At 40.6% G+C, this 17,330-nt stretch carries 17 protein-coding genes; 10 read left to right on the top strand and 7 right to left on the bottom strand.

Annotated features, from left to right (window positions below):
• Positions 1-87: 87 nt before the first annotated feature.
• The 8 genes from MED217_RS17835 to MED217_RS17800 all read left to right on the top strand — a co-directional run bounded on the left by MED217_RS17835 (position 88) and on the right by MED217_RS17800 (position 8,468).
• Entirely contained in the window at positions 88-510 is a 423-nt protein-coding gene (locus MED217_RS17835) for a hypothetical protein (RefSeq protein ID WP_009781963.1), read from the top strand.
• Between the two features lie 73 nt (positions 511-583).
• Positions 584-2,020 (top strand): oligosaccharide flippase family protein, encoded by a 1,437-nt coding sequence (locus MED217_RS17830; RefSeq protein WP_009781962.1) that lies wholly within the window; start codon positions 584-586, stop codon positions 2,018-2,020.
• Positions 2,021-2,055: 35 nt separating this feature from the next.
• A complete protein-coding gene (gene dut / locus MED217_RS17825; RefSeq protein WP_009781961.1) occupies positions 2,056-2,490 on the top strand; it encodes a dUTP diphosphatase in 435 nt (144 codons plus the stop codon).
• Between the two features lie 100 nt (positions 2,491-2,590).
• Positions 2,591-3,601, top strand: coding sequence for a sugar phosphate nucleotidyltransferase (locus tag MED217_RS17820; protein ID WP_040533042.1), 1,011 nt, complete (start codon positions 2,591-2,593; stop codon positions 3,599-3,601).
• A gap of 9 nt (positions 3,602-3,610) precedes the next feature.
• Positions 3,611-4,957: a tetratricopeptide repeat protein gene (locus MED217_RS17815; protein WP_009781959.1), complete on the top strand. Its 1,347-nt coding sequence runs from the start codon at positions 3,611-3,613 to the stop codon at positions 4,955-4,957.
• 1 nt (position 4,958) lies between these two features.
• Entirely contained in the window at positions 4,959-5,726 is a 768-nt protein-coding gene (locus MED217_RS17810; protein ID WP_009781958.1) for a lipoprotein insertase outer membrane protein LolB1, read from the top strand.
• Entirely contained in the window at positions 5,726-6,976 is a 1,251-nt protein-coding gene (locus tag MED217_RS17805) for a murein hydrolase activator EnvC family protein (RefSeq protein ID WP_009781957.1), read from the top strand. The genes MED217_RS17810 and MED217_RS17805 overlap by 1 nt, the downstream gene beginning before the upstream one ends.
• Positions 6,977-7,046: 70 nt before the next feature.
• On the top strand, positions 7,047-8,468 hold the full coding sequence (locus MED217_RS17800; RefSeq protein WP_009781956.1) for an amidohydrolase: 1,422 nt from the start codon (positions 7,047-7,049) through the stop codon (positions 8,466-8,468).
• A 60-nt stretch (positions 8,469-8,528) separates the two neighbouring features.
• On the opposite strand, the gene MED217_RS17795 is transcribed toward MED217_RS17800, so the two are convergent.
• A complete protein-coding gene (locus tag MED217_RS17795; protein ID WP_009781955.1) occupies positions 8,529-9,038 on the bottom strand; it encodes an acyl-CoA thioesterase in 510 nt (169 codons plus the stop codon).
• A gap of 99 nt (positions 9,039-9,137) precedes the next feature.
• Positions 9,138-10,070, bottom strand: coding sequence for an HU domain-containing protein (locus MED217_RS17790; RefSeq protein WP_009781954.1), 933 nt, complete (start codon positions 10,068-10,070; stop codon positions 9,138-9,140).
• A 95-nt stretch (positions 10,071-10,165) separates the two neighbouring features.
• Between MED217_RS17790 and dprA the strand changes: the two genes are divergently transcribed.
• Positions 10,166-11,266, top strand: a complete 1,101-nt coding sequence (gene dprA, locus MED217_RS17785) for a DNA-processing protein DprA (protein ID WP_009781953.1) — start codon at positions 10,166-10,168, stop codon at positions 11,264-11,266.
• On the opposite strand, the gene trpS is transcribed toward dprA, so the two are convergent.
• Positions 11,263-12,231 (bottom strand): tryptophan--tRNA ligase, encoded by a 969-nt coding sequence (trpS, locus tag MED217_RS17780; RefSeq protein WP_009781952.1) that lies wholly within the window; start codon positions 12,229-12,231, stop codon positions 11,263-11,265. The two genes, dprA and trpS, sit on opposite strands and share 4 nt — an antisense overlap.
• A gap of 114 nt (positions 12,232-12,345) precedes the next feature.
• On the opposite strand from trpS, the gene MED217_RS17775 reads away from it, so the two are divergent.
• On the top strand, positions 12,346-13,104 hold the full coding sequence (locus MED217_RS17775; RefSeq protein ID WP_009781951.1) for a lysophospholipid acyltransferase family protein: 759 nt from the start codon (positions 12,346-12,348) through the stop codon (positions 13,102-13,104).
• Between the two features lie 206 nt (positions 13,105-13,310).
• On the opposite strand, the gene MED217_RS17770 is transcribed toward MED217_RS17775, so the two are convergent.
• The 4 genes from MED217_RS17770 to recA form a co-directional block, all read right to left on the bottom strand.
• Complete coding sequence (locus tag MED217_RS17770; RefSeq protein ID WP_009781950.1) at positions 13,311-14,741, bottom strand: outer membrane beta-barrel protein; 1,431 nt, start codon at positions 14,739-14,741, stop codon at positions 13,311-13,313.
• Positions 14,738-15,286, bottom strand: a complete 549-nt coding sequence (locus MED217_RS17765) for an RNA polymerase sigma factor (RefSeq protein WP_009781949.1) — start codon at positions 15,284-15,286, stop codon at positions 14,738-14,740. The genes MED217_RS17770 and MED217_RS17765 overlap by 4 nt, the downstream gene beginning before the upstream one ends.
• Positions 15,287-15,305: 19 nt before the next feature.
• On the bottom strand, positions 15,306-15,722 hold the full coding sequence (locus MED217_RS17760; protein WP_009781948.1) for a hypothetical protein: 417 nt from the start codon (positions 15,720-15,722) through the stop codon (positions 15,306-15,308).
• A 73-nt stretch (positions 15,723-15,795) separates the two neighbouring features.
• The gene (gene recA / locus MED217_RS17755; protein WP_009781947.1) at positions 15,796-16,806 is read right to left on the bottom strand and encodes a recombinase RecA; all 1,011 of its coding nucleotides are present in this window, start codon (positions 16,804-16,806) and stop codon (positions 15,796-15,798) included.
• Between the last annotated feature and the right edge of the window lie 524 nt (positions 16,807-17,330).

Below are 17,330 nucleotides of genomic sequence, written 5' to 3'. Positions count from 1 at the left end.
AGCTATCGGGATGCCGCAAATAGTTTATTGATAACATAAGACCCAAACAATCCTTACGTTAGTTTTGTAAACCCAATCTACTCGATTATGAAAAACTTAGTATCGGCACTTTTTTTAATGACATTGCTGTCTTGTGGAGGCAGTAGCGAGCTCGTTAAAAATCCGCCATTTGAGATTGAAAAAACGACTCAAAAAACTTCAGTAAATAAAACTCAAAGAGTACAATTTGTGGTCAAAAGTATCCCAGAGGAGGTTAGTTTTGAATATGTGTATTTTCAGAATAAAAAGTCAGAAGTGCGCTGGGAAGATACCAACTTGTATTATGCAACCTTCTCGACAGTTCCGGCAAATTCAGAAGATCGTATTCTTTCTGTAGATCGGAAGGAAGAAGCGCAAAATCCATTGCCTCAGATTCCGGCTGAAACTCCTTTTAAAATTCAGAAAAATGAAGCCTTACTAGAATACAAAGTGGGGGATATGACCTTTTATACCATTCTGGAGGTTAAATAAGGAGAAAGCGAAGCAGTCTCGGTTCTGGATTGCTTCAGAATAGTTATTTTTAAATGGAAAAAATCGAACTTCTTTGAGCGTACTTAAAGGTTTTGTAAAAGATACTGCGGTTTACGGGTTGGCAACGATACTGCCAAGATTGATGAACCTGTTTCTCATTAGTTTGCATACAGACAGCCTTGAGACTTCGGGTTATGCAGATAATACTGCGTTTTACGTGGGTGCAGCTTTTTTGAATGTGTTATTGGCTTACGGTATGGAAACGGCTTTTTTTCGTTTTTTTTCTAAAGCTGAAAATCAAAACAAAGTCTACAGCACAGTTCTAATTGCCCTTACTACAACATCTATTGTCGCCTTTGGTGTGCTTTATGCGTTGCGTAGACCCATTACCGACGCCTTAGAGCTGCCCGTTGAATATTTTGGCTATCTATTAGGTGTTGCTATTTTAGACGCGCTTGTAGTAGCTCCTTTTGCGTATTTGCGCGCAAAAGGTAAAGCGTTACGCTTTGCAGGAATTAAACTTACCAATCTGGCAATCTATGTCCTGCTCAATATTTTTTTCTTGTGGGCGATACCAGAATTTAATCTTCAGTTGAGTTGGTATACTTCAGATGATTTGCTCACGTATATTTTTGCGGCCAACTTAGCCGCCAGTGCAGTGACCTTTCTCTTGATAGCTCCTGATTTTTTTAGAATAAAGCTTGTTTTTGATAAAGCCTTATTCGCTCAGCTTTGGCGCTATGGCTGGCCGGTGATGGTCGCCGGTTTGGCATTTGTGGTAAATGAAAACCTTGATAAACTCCTTATAGGCAATATGCTCGATAAGGATATTATGGGAGCCTATTCAGGATGTTATAAGTTAGCGGTATTTATGACCATCTTTATACAGGCCTTTCGCTTGGGAGCAGAACCATTTTTCTTTAGTCACGCAAAAAATAAAAATGCTCCAACGACCTATGCTACCATTTTAAAATATTTTGTGGTTGTAGGAGCTTCAGGCTTACTTTTTATCGTGTGCTTTATCGACTTTTTTAAAGAGCTTTTGATCAGTGATTCTAGCTATTATAAAGCTATAGAGATCGTGCCGTATATTCTTTTGGCCAATTTGTTCTTGGGAATTTACCACAACCTATCGGTGTGGTACAAGCTTACCGATAAAACCCAATACGGAATGTACTTTTCAATTCTTGGAGCTGTATTAACCATTGGTCTCAATTGGTATTTTATACCCATTCTTGGTTTTATGGCTTCAGCATATACGACTCTTGTGGCTTATGGTACGATGATGTTGATTTCGTACTTTTACGGTCAAAATAATTACCAAATCCCCTACAATGTGAGCAGAATCAGTATGTATCTCCTCGTGGCCACAGCCGGAGCTTTGATCTCTTTTTATTTTTTCAGATCAAATTATGGAGTAAATACTGCAATCCTTCTGGCTTTTGCAGGATTAATATTCGTGCTGGAATACAAAGAATTGCTAGCCATTTTAGGACGGAATAAAAACTAAAAGATTTCCACCTTGTGGAAGAAACAATATATACTATGCAAATAAATATCATCAATACATCCAATCACGAGCTACCGCATTATGAGACCGAAGCTTCGGCAGGAATGGATCTTAGGGCCGCACTTGATGCACCGGTAACCTTAAAGCCTTTAGAGCGCACTATCGTAAAAACCGGTTTGTTTATTGAGCTATCCGTGGGTATCGAAGCGCAAGTTAGACCACGCAGTGGCCTTGCAGCAAAAAAGGGAATTACCGTACTCAACGCTCCGGGAACTATTGATGCCGATTATAGAGGGGAGATAGGCGTGATTTTGGTCAACCTTTCTAACGAAGATTTTACCATAGAAAATGGCGAGCGTATCGCCCAGCTTGTGATCGCAAAACATGAGCGCGCCGACTGGAATGAAGTTGAAGTGTTGAGCGAGACCGCACGCGGCGCCGGTGGCTTTGGCAGTACCGGAACCAAGTAAAAATGTAAACTAGACTCGAAATGCACCACCAGATTTTCAATTTACATTTCGAGTTTTTAATTCACGTTTCTTTTGCAGGGAACAACCAGAACATAAGCTTATGAAAATAATTGTCCCAATGGCAGGTCGCGGCTCGCGACTTAGACCACATACCTTAACCATCCCAAAACCGCTTATTCCTATTGCGGGCAAACCTATCGTGCAGCGTCTTGTAGAAGATATTGCTCATGTTCTTGACGAGAATATTGAAGAAGTAGCCTATGTGATTGCAGAAGACTTTGGCGAGGAAACCGAAGAAAACCTGAAGCAAATCGCAAAAAATCTCGGTGCAAAAGGAAGCATTTACTATCAGGATAAGCCTTTAGGAACGGGACACGCCATTATGTGTGCGCAAGAATCTTTAAGTGGTCCATGTGTGATCGCTTATGCAGATACACTCTTTAGAGCGGACTTTACCTTAGATAAAGAAGCAGACAGTGTGATCTGGGTAAAACAAGTGAAAAACCCTGAAGCCTATGGCGTGGTTTCGCTTAATTCAAGTAATGAGATCGAAGGTCTTGTAGAAAAACCAAAAGAGTTTGTATCTGACTTGGCCGTAATTGGGATCTACTATTTTAAAGAAGCTGCAGTGCTTAAAGAGGAATTACAGGCCGTTCTGGATGCCAAATTGATGCACGGTGGAGAATACCAGATCAATGACGGGATCAAGCAAATGCAGTCAAAAGGCTATACCTTTAAACCAGGCAAGATCGACGAGTGGATGGACTGTGGTAATAAAAACGTAACAGTTGAAACTAATGGTAGAATGCTTCAGTTTTTGCAAAAAGAAGGAGCGCATCTCGTTGCGTCTTCGGCAAAACTTGAAAATGCTTCTATCATTCCGCCTTGTTTTATTGGGGAAAACGCTGTGATAAAAGATGCGACGGTAGGACCTAATGTTTCGATTGGCGAAGGCACAATTATTGAAAACAGTACCATAGAACAAAGTTTGATTCAGAAGTATAGCCAAGTCACTAATGCACAGTTAAAAAATGCCATGATTGGTAATTATGCTAAATTCGATGGTAACTTTACAGCGATCAGCATTGGCGATTATTCTGAGCTGATTTAAACTAGTTAGATGAAAAAGCTCGCGTTTTTAGGGATGTTATTGTTGTTTTCGCCGTTGGCGGAAGCCCAAGAACCTACTCCTTTACAAGACGTGAATGTAGACGAACTCGAAGACGTTACCGATGCTTTTCAAGAATCTTTCTTTGAAGCCTTAAAGCAGAAAGGCATCGAGAATTACGATCGTGCGGTGCAGGCATTAGACAAGTGTATCGCGCTGCGCCCCGAAGAGCCGATTCTTTATTTTGAAAAAGCAAAAAATCTAGCTGCTTTGGGTCAGGTTCAGGAGGCTGAAAACAATTACCTCAAGGCCCTACAACTCAAACCGAATCAACGCGATATCATGGAAGCCTTGTACGAAGTGTATTATGCGCGTCAGGATTTTGAAAAGGCGATTGATCTGGTACAGGATTTGGCAAAATTCGACATTCGGTATAAAGAAGATCTTGCGCGCATTTATGTGCGCCAAGGCGCTTTTGAAAAGGCAATCGCGGTGCTCGATGAATTGGATGAAGCATTGGGTAAAGATGCATATCGCAACCAGATACGAGAGCAGGCGTTGGCGTTAAGTGGCGGCGATTATCAAGAAAAAAGACTTCTAAGTGCTATTGCTGAAAATCCACAAAACGAGAAAAACTACCTGAATTTAATTTACGTTTATAGCGAGCAAGGTAAGACGCAACAAGCCTATCAAACAGCACAAAAGCTGCTTAAAATAAATCCTAATGCAGACGAAGTACATCTGGCGCTTTATAAATTTAATCTGGAGCAAAAAGAAGTAGAGCAGGCTTTCAAGTCTTTAGAGCGCGTGATGAAAAGTTCAAAAATTGAAGCTAAAGCAAAGCACAGCGTGCTCAATGATTTTTTAATTTTTGTAGACCGAAATCCAGAATATGAACCAGAACTTGAGCAAGCGATCGCATTATTTTCTGAAACTGAAGCTACAGACGTCAATGAGGAGCTTGGTGCTTATTATTTGAAAAATAATGACAAAACCAAAGCGTTATCCTACTACGAGGCAGCGTATCAAAAAAATCCTAATGATGTAAACGTGTTGCGTAATTTGATGTTGCTTCAGCTTCAGGCGCAGCAATTTGAAAAGGCAGCAACCTTAAGTGAAGAAGCTTTGGCGTTTTATCCGGCACAAGCCGTGTTCTATTTGGTTTACGGCGTAGCACAAAATGGGTTGGGAAATGCACAGCAAGCAGTAGATTATCTGGAGATGGGTGTTGATTATGTTATCGAAAATCCTCAGATGCAAGCTGATTTTTATAGCGAACTGGCGCGCGGTTACGAAGTTTTGGGCAATGCTGAAAAGGCAGCGGAGTACCGCACACGATTAAAAAATTTGACACAATAGTATGCAATTGATTTATAGAGGAATTTTAGTTTTAGTGATTCTGAGTTTAGCGGCGTGTAAATCCACAAAAAATACCGCTTCAACCGAAGATTTAGCTTCAGCAAAAATCATTAAAACGCATTACGATACGCATCCCGATTTTGAAACGCTGGCTGCGCGATTAAAAATTAGATATTCAGACCCTGATACCAATCAAAGTGTCACCGTAAGTTTGCGTATGCAAAAAAGCGAAACCATCTGGATGAGTGCTTCGGTTCTAGGAATTTCATTGGCCAAAGCCATGATCACAAAAGATCGTGTTCAATTTTATGAGAAAATAGAAGGAACTTACTTTGATGGGGATTTTGAACTACTCAGTGATTTGTTGGGAACAGAACTCGATTATAATCAAGTTGAAGCCTTACTTCTTGGCCAGCCTATTTACGATCTGAGAAGTGGTGGTTTTAGCGCCGGGGCGACTTCTGCGCGCTATGTCGTAGCGCCACGCAAACAGTCTTCCTTATTTGATCTGTTCTTTTATCTTAATAGTGGAGCGTTTACACTTCAGGAACAACGATTGGCACAACGGGCAGAACAGCGTAACCTGACGATTGCTTACGGCGATTATGTACAGGAGCAAAACGGATACTTTCCGTCAGAAATTCACGTAAAAGCACAAGAAGCAGATAAAACCACTACCATTGACATTACGTATCGCGGTGTTGATTTTAATACCGATGTAAGCTTTCCGTTTAACATTCCTGGCGGATTAAAAGAAATCGAACTTTAATGCAGTTGAAGCCGTTTTTTAAATACACGTTGTTTTTTGGGCTATTTCTTAGTGCGACGCTCGCTTTTGCACAAACAGACAAGCAAGCAGAACTGGAGCGCCAGCGTCGGGCTTTGATGAGTCAGATCGAAGAATTGAGTAAGCTGCGACAAAACAATAAGCAGAAAGAAGTTAATGTGCTCAGCCAGGTTGAAGATCTTGATTCTAAAATAAAAACGCGTCAAAACTTGATTCGCGTAACCAACAGTCAAGCCAATTTGCTCACGCAAAAGATCAATCAAAACATCAATAAAATAAGTGAATTGCGCGACGAGCTAAAGCGGCTCAAGGAGGACTATGCGGCGATGGTTCAAAAATCGTATAAGAGTAAAAGCAGTCAGAGTCGTATTATGTTTTTGTTGTCTTCAGAGAGTTTTTTGCAGGCGTACAAGCGGGTGCAATACATGAAACAATACAGCAACTACCGTAAAAAACAGGGCGACCAGATTAAAGAACGCACAGCGCTTTTGCAAGAGACCAATGCGAGGCTGATTGATCAAAAGGAACAAAAACAGCAACTCATCGCTCAGAACAAAAAAGAGCAAGCCAAGCTTGAAGAAGAGAAAAAGCAACAAGATGCTTTAATTGCAACCATTAGGGAAAAGGAATCTACCTATGTTGCGCAGATCAATAAAAAACAGGCAGAAGCCAATCGCATTGACCGTGAGATCGATCGTTTAATTCGAGAAGCCATTGCAGCTTCCAAAAAAGAAAGTGGAGCAACAGCACCAGAAAGAGAGATCAAAAAGGGAGCCATGCCCACATTTGCACTTACTCCTGCAGCCAAAGCATTGGCTAGTGATTTTGCGTCAAATAAGGGTAGAATGGATTGGCCTGTAGAACGTGGTAGAGTTTATAAAAAATTCGGTACCTCAAGACATCCTACTTTGCCCAATATCACAACATACAACAGTGGTATAGAAATAGAAACTGCTCCCGGAAGTGTTGCGCGTGCAGCCTTTAAAGGAACAGTTCAACAAATACAACTCATACGTGGAGGTGGTTATACCATTCTCATTCGCCACGGAAACTACTTGACCGTTTATCAAAACCTGAAAAACCTTAAAGTTAAGGTTAATGATCAGGTGAATACCAAGCAAGCTTTAGGTGAAATCGCTGAAAATTCCTTCAACGGAAAAACCATTTTAAAATTTTTGGTCTATAAAGATTCAGAGCGTTTAAACCCCGCAGATTGGGTGTATAATATGTAAATTGAGCATCAATTCATAAAAACAGATTGTTTTATTTTTAGGAGAACATAAATACTTCAATCTCATTTTTATGAAAAAAATTACGTTTCTCTTTTGTTTTTTACTGCTTTCAGGTGTTCTTTTGGCCCAAAAAAAGCAATCCAAGCTTATTTCAGAATTAGATGATAACACCGAAGCCTACGGTGAAATAGCGCATAAAATTTGGTCATTTGCCGAAATGGGTTATCAAGAAGAACAAAGCGTTGCGCTGCTTCAGGAAACTTTAAAAGAAGAAGATTTTACCGTTGAAGCCGGTGTGGCAGGAATGCCTACTGCTTTTATTGCGAGTTACGGTTCAGGTAAACCGGTGATCGCGGTTTTAGGAGAATACGATGCCTTGCCGGGTTTATCGCAAAAAGCCGTTGCACATAAAGAATCTAATGGAGGTGTGGCCGGTCACGCTTGTGGGCATCATTTATTTGGAACCGCATCTACCGCCGCTGCCATCACCATCAAAAAATATCTTGAAGAAACCGGAAAGTCAGGCACCATACGCTTTTATGGTTGCCCTGCAGAAGAAGGCGGATCAGGTAAAGTATACCTTACCAGAGCCGGACTTTTTAATGATGTAGATGCGGTGATCAACTGGCATCCCGGCAATGCTAACGGAGCCGATCCCGGTGCGGCATTGGCAAACAAATCGGCAAAATTTAGATTTCACGGAATCGCAGCACACGCAGCGGGCGCGCCTGAGAAAGGACGTTCTGCACTAGATGGGGTAGAGGCGATGAATTATATGGTGAATATGATGCGCGAGCACGTGCCTGAAGATACGCGTATTCATTATGTAATCACCGATGGTGGAAAGGCGCCCAACGTAGTGCCTGATTTTGCTGAGGTGTATTATTACGCCCGCCACACGACACGAGATGTGGTGATTGATGTTTTTGACCGTATGGTTAAAGCTGCTGAAGGTGCAGCTTTAGGAACCGGTACTACAATGGATTATGAAATGATTGGCGGTACACACGAATTACTGCCCAATCTTACGCTTCAAAAACTTATGTATGATAACCTGACAGAGGTTGGAGGTTACACCTATACGCCAGAAGAACGCGAGTTTGCCGAGGAGATCGCAGCAAGTTTGAACACAGATCTTAATGTTAAAAATGTAGAAGGTGTAAGTGAATACAACCCAAATCCCGAAGCGGGTGGTTCAACCGATGTGGGCGATGTTAGTTTTACAGTACCAACTGTTGGCTTGTATACAGCAACTTGGGTACCGGAAACACCAGCGCACAGTTGGCAAGCCGTAGCTGCAGGAGGAACCAGCATTGGCGTAAAGGGAATGATGGTTGCTGCAAAAACAATGGCTAAAACCGGGATGGATCTTTTTGATGATCCGGCAATTCTTAAAGCTGCAAAAAAGGAATTTGAAGAAAAACGAGGCGCAGACTTTGAATATATTCCATTGTTGGGAGACCGAGAACCTGCGTTGGATTATAGAAATTAGAAAAACGATCAAAATAAAAAAAGGGAAGCAATTGCTTCCCTTTTTTTATGATTGAACTTTTTATTCAAAAAGTGCTTTAAGCTCTGTGGCTTCTTTGGCTTGCATTTTTCCGGCGAGAACAAGACTGAGTTGTTTTCTGCGCAGTGCTGCCTCATAGCGCTCAACTTCTTTCTCTGTTTCTGGTTTAATCTGCGGGATGGGTACAGGCATACCGGTTTCATCTACGGCTACAAAGGTGTAGATAGCATCGTTGGCTTTAGATTTTAAGCCGTTTTCACGATCTTCTACCCATACATCGATAACAACTTCCATAGAGGTTTTAAAGGCTCGGGAAATCGAAGCTTCTACAGTCACCACACTTCCTAACGGAATAGCTTTATTAAAGGCCACGTGATTTACTGAAGCGGTTACTACAATTCTGCGAGAGTGTCTTCTGGCAGTAATACTCGCAACACGATCCATACGGGCAAGGAGTTCGCCCCCAAACATATTATTTAAAGGATTGGTCTCGTTAGGTAAAACCAAGTCGGTTTGCGTAGTACGTGATTCAGAAGGCGTTTTTGCTTTCATAGTTTTATTTTCGGCAAAAATAGTAAGAAATGCGCCTTTAAGAAATTAAAAAGCCTCCTAGTTTGGAGGCTTTCAATATTTATAGTGTAATACCGCGTATTAATCAAGTTGTTGAACCAGCATCCAGGCGTTTGCATTATCGGTATTACGTATCTGTCTTAATTCTTTTAAAGCTTCGATACGATCGGTGTAGCTTCCGTAAACCACTTGGTGTAAACCGTATTTGTTTTTACCAATAGTTCTTGCTTTATATCCTGCTTCACGTAATTGATTTACGCGTGTTTCAGCATTTTCAGGAATTCTGAAAGCTCCTGCCACAATGTGATAATTTCCTTTGGGTTTAAACGCATTCAAGGTTACTGCCGGCAAAGGATTGTCAATGGTAAACGTCGCGTGTTGAATGGTATTCTCCACTTGACTCTCTGCTTTTTGCTTTTCAGCAAAATTATGATCTGCAATATCCTTGAAGTATAAGAAGCCTAAAGATCCAGACAAGCCGATGGTAAGTAAGCCTACCGCCGCATATTTCATCCATCCGTTAGAACGTCGCTCTGGAGTGATGTGAATAGGTGCTTTTTCTTCAATTTCTTCAGCCTGTTGTGTAAGAACCTCACGGCTCACAGGACGCGCGTTATATGATGCAAGACCAAAAGCTTCAGTAAGGTAATTTGTTTTGGCTTCTGGCTCAAAGCTTATTTTACCGGCTTCATTGCGAGTTAATGTACCAATTTTGTCAACATACACGCGCTCTTCAGCATCTAATTTTTGCTGAATTTGAAGTCCAAACTCTTGGACTTGTAAAAGCGCGTCTTCATAACTTAAACGTTCTGCAGAAGCGATATAATTGGCTAATAAGCCATCGTTTTCCTGCAATTGGGCGTTAAAAGAAATGCGTTTTTTAGGTGGGAAAAAGGCCTGCGTCGTTTCGTCATAATGCGCAGAAACACGATGTGCTAAAAATGCACCAAAGCCTGGCACAATCACGCACTCGTATCTATAAAGTAAGTCGCTGATGTAAGTTGAAAAATGCATAAAGTAAAATTATAAAAAAAGCCTACCCATTTTAGAAAGTTATCTGTGAATTGTTAACAATTTTACAATACCTTTATTAACAGTTAATTACAGAAATGGAAGAAGAAGAGCTCCTTGCATACCTTACATTACAACGTATTCCAAAATTGGGTGATACGTCGATCAAGCGGTTGATCGCGCGGTTTGAATCTGCGCAAAACTTGTTGAGTCAAAAAATGGAAAGTCTCTTAAAACTAGACGGTATAGGAACGCTGAAGCTCAAAGAGTTTTTTGAAAAGGAACACCGCCTTGCTGCCGAGGAAGAGCTGAAGTTTATTCAGGATAATAAAATTCACTGTTGCGGTTATTTGGAGTCGGAATATCCTGAGCGCTTAAAACATTGCATAGACGGCCCGATCTTACTGTTTAAGCGCGGTAGTAAAGACTACACGCATCAACGTATGATTTCAATTGTAGGAACGCGAAAAGTGACGAGTCATGGTATCGATTTTATCAAGCAATTTGTTGAAGATCTGGCGCCGCTCAATCCGCTTATTGTTTCTGGCTTTGCGTATGGAGTTGATATCACTGCGCATCGCGCAGCGCTGGATAATGGTTTAGATACGATTGCGGTCTTAGCGCACGGGTTGAACCAGATTTATCCTAAAGTACACGCAAAATATGTGAAAGCAGTAGAAGCGCAAGGTGCGTTTATTACTGATTTTTGGAGTAGTGATGTTTTTGACCGCACCAATTTTTTACGTAGAAATCGCATTATCGCTGGGATGAGTGAAGCAACAGTTGTCATCGAGAGTGCCGAAAAAGGAGGTTCGCTAGTCACTGCAGATATTGCGCACTCTTATAACAGAGATGTTTTTGCAGTACCCGGAAGACCCGGAGATGCACAAAGTTTGGGCTGTAATAATTTGATCAAAACCCAAAAAGCACAATTGATCACCAGTGCTGCAGATTTGATTTATCTACTCAATTGGCAAATTGAAGAAGATTTAAAACCGGTACAAAAGCAATTATTTGTAGAGTTGTCTTCTGAAGAAAAACTAATCTGGAATTACCTATCAGACGCGGGCAAAGAGCAACTAGATCTGATTGCGCTACATTGCAAAATGCCCACGTTTAAAGTAGCCAGCATCCTTCTCAATATGGAATTGAAAGGAGTTGTAAGACCCTTGCCGGGAAAACAATTTGAACTGACTTAGTATCCTACTTTTTTACGCACGCGTTCTAATACGTCGTTTGCAATTCCCCTGGCTTTTTCTGCACCTACGCTCAAGGCAGCATCAAGTTCATCAAGATTTTCCATATAATGGTTATAAAGTGCGCGCTCTTTTTCAAACGTGTTTAGGACAAGTTCGTACAAAGCTTTTTTAGCGTGACCATAACCATAACCACCAGCCTCATAATTCTTACGCATCTGGGCAACTTCATCTTTTGAAGCAAGCAATTTATAGATGCCAAAAACATTACACGTGTCAGGATCTTTAGGGTCTTCTAAAGGCGTGCTATCGGTTTCAATGCTCATAATTTGTTTTTTCAATGCTTTATCAGACTGAAAAATAATTATCGTATTGCCTTTACTTTTACTCATTTTAGCCCCGTCTGTTCCCGGGATATACATGGTTTCTTCGTGAAGTTTCAATTCAGGAATAACAAAAGTTTCACCCATTTGTGCGTGAAAACGTGAAGCAACATCACGAGTCATCTCAAGATGCTGTGATTGATCTTTACCTACAGGTACAATTTCGGCATCATACAAAAGGATGTCTGCTGCCATAAGCATTGGGTACGTAAAAAGACCTGCATTTACATCTTCTAGACGGTCTGCTTTATCCTTAAAACTATGCGCAAGCGTCAAACGCTGATACGGAAAAAAACAGCTCAAATACCAGGTAAGTTCTGTGGTTTGCGGGATATCACTTTGACGATAAAAAACCGTTTTGTTAATGTCAAGACCACAAGCAAGCCATGTCGCGGCAGTAGAATAGGTGTTGTGTCTTAAGGTTTCGCCATTTTTTATTTGCGTAAGCGAGTGCATATCTGCGATGAATAAAAAGGATTCATTTTCTGGCTCATTGGCCATCTTGATCGCAGGAATAATAGCTCCTAATAAGTTACCTAAATGAGGTGTTCCTGTACTTTGAACACCGGTTAAAATTCGTGACATGGTTGATTTAAATTTTGAGCAAAGTTACCCCTTTTCACGTATTAACTCCTTTTAAAATGTCTATTTTTGAGATGCCGGTTTGTTCTTCAAACAGGACCTAAGCGTATACTATTGATGATAAGACTGCTTCAGAAAATTTTGATTTTGCTTTGGCGCATTTGGTTCTATATTCTAATTATAGTCCCTATCCTTGTGCTGTTACCCTTTTTACTTATTTCGGTAGCAAAGGATTCTTGGTATCCCTATTTCTTCAAAATGGCGCGACTGTGGGCACGGTTTATTCTATATGGAATGGGCTTTTGGCCAGAAGTGAAGCGCCTAGAAAAAACACAGCGCGGTAAAAGTTATATGTATGTTGCTAACCATACGTCCATGACAGACATTATGTTGATGTTGAGTAGCGTGCGCAATCCTTTCGTTTTTGTAGGAAAACAGGAGTTGGCAAAATTTCCGCTCTTTGGATATTTTTATAAGCAAACCTGTATTCTTGTAGATCGCGGCGATCCTAAAAGTCGACGTGCCGTTTTTGAAAGCGCACAAAATAGATTAAAACAAGGTTTAAGTATTTGTATTTTTCCCGAAGGCGGCGTTCCGGATGATACGAGTATCATACTCGATACGTTTAAAGATGGCGCTTTTAGATTGGCAATTGATCATCAAGTGCCTATTGTACCTATGGTGTTTTACGACAATAAAAAACGGTTTTCCTATGACTTTTTTACGGGTTCGCCGGGTTTGATGCGTGTCAAAGTTTTACCTTTTATTCAAACGGAAGGACTCAAACCTAATGATCGTAAAACTCTGAAAGAGCAGACCTTTAAAGCCATTCATGCCGAGCTCTTAAAAGATCAGGCTTACGATATTGAAGCATAAAAAAGTCGCCCTAACCACAAGGCGACTTTTCTTCATCATTGCGCTAGCAATAATTAACCTAACCAACTAAAAAACTAACCTAACTTCCTGCATACTGTTAGCTGGCAGCATACAGTTTCTTTTAAAGATTTTGAAGATAAAACCGAAGCTCAGCCGGTTGATTTTGAACTAAGCTTCAGTTATCTAATCTTCCTTTTTCATGTATTTTAAAACTTAATGCTTAAACCGGTGTAAAGGCCTAAATAATAGGGCCTAAAATCACTTACGGTTTTGGTATAAGCATTCAGTTGATATTTAAACATAGGCTCTAGGTTAAACTGAATACGATCAGTGAATTTATAATCTAATCCCAGACCTACATTGGTGCTAAAACTCGTATTGTTTAAACTGTTGGATGCACCCAATCGAGAAACCGAATTGCTCTCTTCGAGTGAAATCGAATTGTTATTTAGGAACAGGGTACTAAAACCACCAATAACCTGAATACCCACTTTGCGATCGAGTAGCGCATATTCTGCTTCAAAAGGGACCTCGATATAGCCGAGCTCCTGATGTAACGCATTATTGATACTCGTTCCTGCAACGGTAGAATTGTTAGCAAATTCAGCTGCTGAAGAAGCTAAACTCTTATTACCGTCTGCAATCTGAATGAGTTGAGAACTTTGATTGTAGTCAATACTGCTTATCGAACGGGCTTGTATGGTAGGAGCAAAATTTATTTGCTCGGTGCGGTAGCCAAGATCTACCTTGTTGATCCCGGAACGAACGGTAAGCTTATTTGTCACCGCGTAACTCACTTGCACACCGTAGCTAAAATTAACATCACCGCTCTTTTTATTATCGGCAAATTCTGAGGCAATACCAGAACCACCAAAACTGTTATAGTAAACTGGAGCAACCATGGGCGTAATTCCCCAGCGCGTGTCTGTTTTAGATTTTGGATCTTCAACTTCAGCATCTGCAATAGCATCTTCCTTTTGCGCATCGGCGATTTCTTGCAAACTTTTGGTTTCCTCTGCTGGAAGCCGGTCGTCTTTCGACACATTTTCTGTAGCAGCTATTGCATTGGCCTGATTTTCCGCAGCAGTGTTTTGTTGCTGCAAAGGGTTTGCGTTGTTGTTTTGGTTAGACTGGGCAATGCCGTAAGATGAGGTAGTGTCTGTCACTACCGGCTGTGTAGGCTTGCTAGTCGCTGTGTTGTTGCCAGCATCTGCTTTTTCATTTTGAGAAGTTTGTGCAACTGTTTTAGAAGTTTCGGTATTTATAACTGAAGACCTATTCGAATGTGGGTTATTTTGCTCTCGCGTTTCAGCCGACTCTTCTTCTGAAGTGGCTACCGCTGTATTTTTTTCAGAGGTATTTGTGATTTCGATATTGTTGTTATCTTCTAAAGTTTTAGTTTCTTCTAGAACAATTTCCGCATCGGGCGTATCTGCCGGAGTAAAAATAAAATTACCCGCCAAAATTAAAAGGGCAAGAACCGCCGCTGCGCCACCCAACTGAAGCCAAAGCGGGATCACGGTGCGTCTTTTCTTTTGCTTATCAACTATGCCGGCCCAAACCTTATCGCTTGGCGTAGCCTCATAGTCTTTAAACTTTTCCTGAAACAGGCGGTCTATGTTTTTTTGCTCTTTCACCGTGTTGAGGATTGTAGGGTTTCACTTTGCTGAAAATTTTCAACTTTTTCTTTTAAAATTAATCGGGCGCGCGCAAGATTAGACTTACTCGTCCCTTCGCTTATGCTTAACATTTTGGCAATCTCCTTATGTGGATAACCGTCCAATACATAAAGGTTAAACACCAGCCTGTAGCGATCTGGTAATTCTTGAACGATCTTAAGTAAAAATTGAAGCGAAATATCTTCAGTATCAACAGTTACTTCTTCTTGTTCAATTTGTTGCTCATTTACTATTTCAAAAACTTGTTGCTTGCGATAGCGTTGCAATGCGGTATTGATCACGATACGCTTTAACCAGCCTTCAAAAGAGCCTTTACCTTTGTATTGCTGTATTTTTTTAAAAATGGTTAGAAATGCGTCTTGAAGGTTGTCTTCTGCCTCCTCGTAGTTGCGAGAATACTTCAAAGAAACACCAAAGAGCGTGCGGGAGTACAAGGTGTATAACTCCGCCTGCGCCTTTGGTTTTTCTTTGATTAAACCTTTTAAGAGCTTTTCTAAACTCACATTGTTTGGTGCTTGGTAATTAAGGTTGCTCTACAGGAACTTCTTGCGTCTCATAGATAGGCTCCCCATTTTCATCATCGCCTTTGTACATTTTAAATACATAAGTGTAATTATAAATTACATCAAAATTTAGAAATGTCGAGATGGTGTCGTTGGGCGTATCGGTACACAAGTCACTTTCTAGAACCTGACTTATAGCATATACAAAGCGCGTACTGTCTTGCCTTGCAGCTTCAAAGTTGTAAAACTCGTGGCAGGTGGTTGGCAATACAAAAGATACCGGTAATTGATAACGCTCGCCGTAAACAAAACTTTCGGGTAACTCGTAATCTGCAATCGGAAGTGCTTCATAACTCACAACTTGTCCTTCATCATCAAGAGAACAACTGGCCATTAAACCTAATAAACCAATTAATAAAAAAACCTTTTTCATCATTAAAATTATCTGCTTTTTGATAAGTAGATACTTTAAGATGAAAAAGGTTGCGTAAGAGGGCTTAAAAAATATTTTAAGCTTCTTTGGCTATTTTGATAGCGTCCTTGATTTTTACCTCAAGTTCTTCCAATAAGTCTGGATTGTCTTTTAAAATGGCTTTTACGGCATCACGTCCTTGACCCAGCTTGGTGTCTTGGTAGCTGAACCAAGAACCACTCTTTTTGATGATCTCATAATCAACACCAATGTCAAGAATTTCTCCAACTTTAGAAATTCCTTCACCATACATAATATCAAATTCTGCCTGACGGAAAGGAGGAGCCACTTTATTCTTAACCACCTTTACTCGGGTCTTGTTACCTTGTACTTCACCATTAGAATCTTTGATCTGTGTAGATCTACGAATGTCAAGTCGTACCGAAGCATAAAACTTAAGTGCGTTACCACCCGTTGTTGTCTCGGGGTTACCAAACATCACACCGATCTTTTCACGCAACTGGTTGATAAAAATCACAGTACAGTTGGTTTTGCTGATAGACCCTGTAAGTTTACGTAAGGCCTGAGACATCAATCTTGCGTGAAGACCCATTTTAGAATCTCCCATTTCTCCTTCAATCTCACTTTTTGGAGTTAATGCAGCGACAGAGTCGACTACAATGATGTCGATTGCTCCAGAACGAATGAGGTTGTCTGTGATTTCAAGCGCTTGCTCCCCGTTGTCTGGCTGTGAAATGATTAGGTTTTCAATATCTACTCCTAATTTATCAGCATAAAAACGATCAAAAGCGTGCTCCGCATCAATAAAAGCCGCAATACCGCCTTTCTTTTGTGCTTCGGCAATAGCGTGTAAGGTCAAGGTTGTTTTACCTGAAGATTCAGGACCATAAATTTCTATAATTCGCCCTTTAGGTAAACCGCCTACACCTAATGCCATATCAAGACCAAGTGAACCTGTAGAAATAGATTCAACTTCTATAATCGCATTATCTCCCATTTTCATTACGGTACCCTTTCCGTAGGTTTTATCCATTTTATCAAGGGTAAGCTTCAGGGCTTTTAACTTGGCTTCTTGTTCTTTACTCATACTTTTTAGTGTCTTTAAACTCTGGTTTTGAGTTTGTTTAGAAGGAAGCGCCAAACAATAGGATGCTCACACGCTTCTTTAAGCTGCTAAAGTAATATTTCTTTTATTGGCAACCAATGATTTATTCCTAAATATTGGAAAAATTCCAACAAACGAAGCGTTTCACTCTTTTTTGAGCCTTTGAGAAGGAAAAATTCCAAACTGAAAATTTAACATCTTTAGAAGCAACGCATTACGTAAATGTGTATCTAAATAGAAAATCTTATGTGCTATGGTACAGAAAGTGAAACAAATACATTGCAGTAGTGAGCGTTGCACGAGCGTGCCTTATTACTGCAATGTTAGATTGGACGGCGGTTAGCTCGTATTTATTTGAAAACATCAAATAATATGATAACCTGAATTAGCCGTTCAAGAAAAATGCCCCCGAGAAACTCGCGGGCATTTTTTTGTGCCTGAGCTTTGGTGTCTTTGTGAAACACAAGAGACATTTCTTGCAGCTAATGACTTAAAAACGCTACTTT

Source organism: Leeuwenhoekiella blandensis MED217, from assembly GCF_000152985.1.
In the GTDB taxonomy this organism is placed as follows: domain Bacteria; phylum Bacteroidota; class Bacteroidia; order Flavobacteriales; family Flavobacteriaceae; genus Leeuwenhoekiella; species Leeuwenhoekiella blandensis.
The sequence above is the reverse complement of the archived record's forward strand: the minus strand, read 5'-3'. Positions and strand labels throughout refer to the sequence as shown.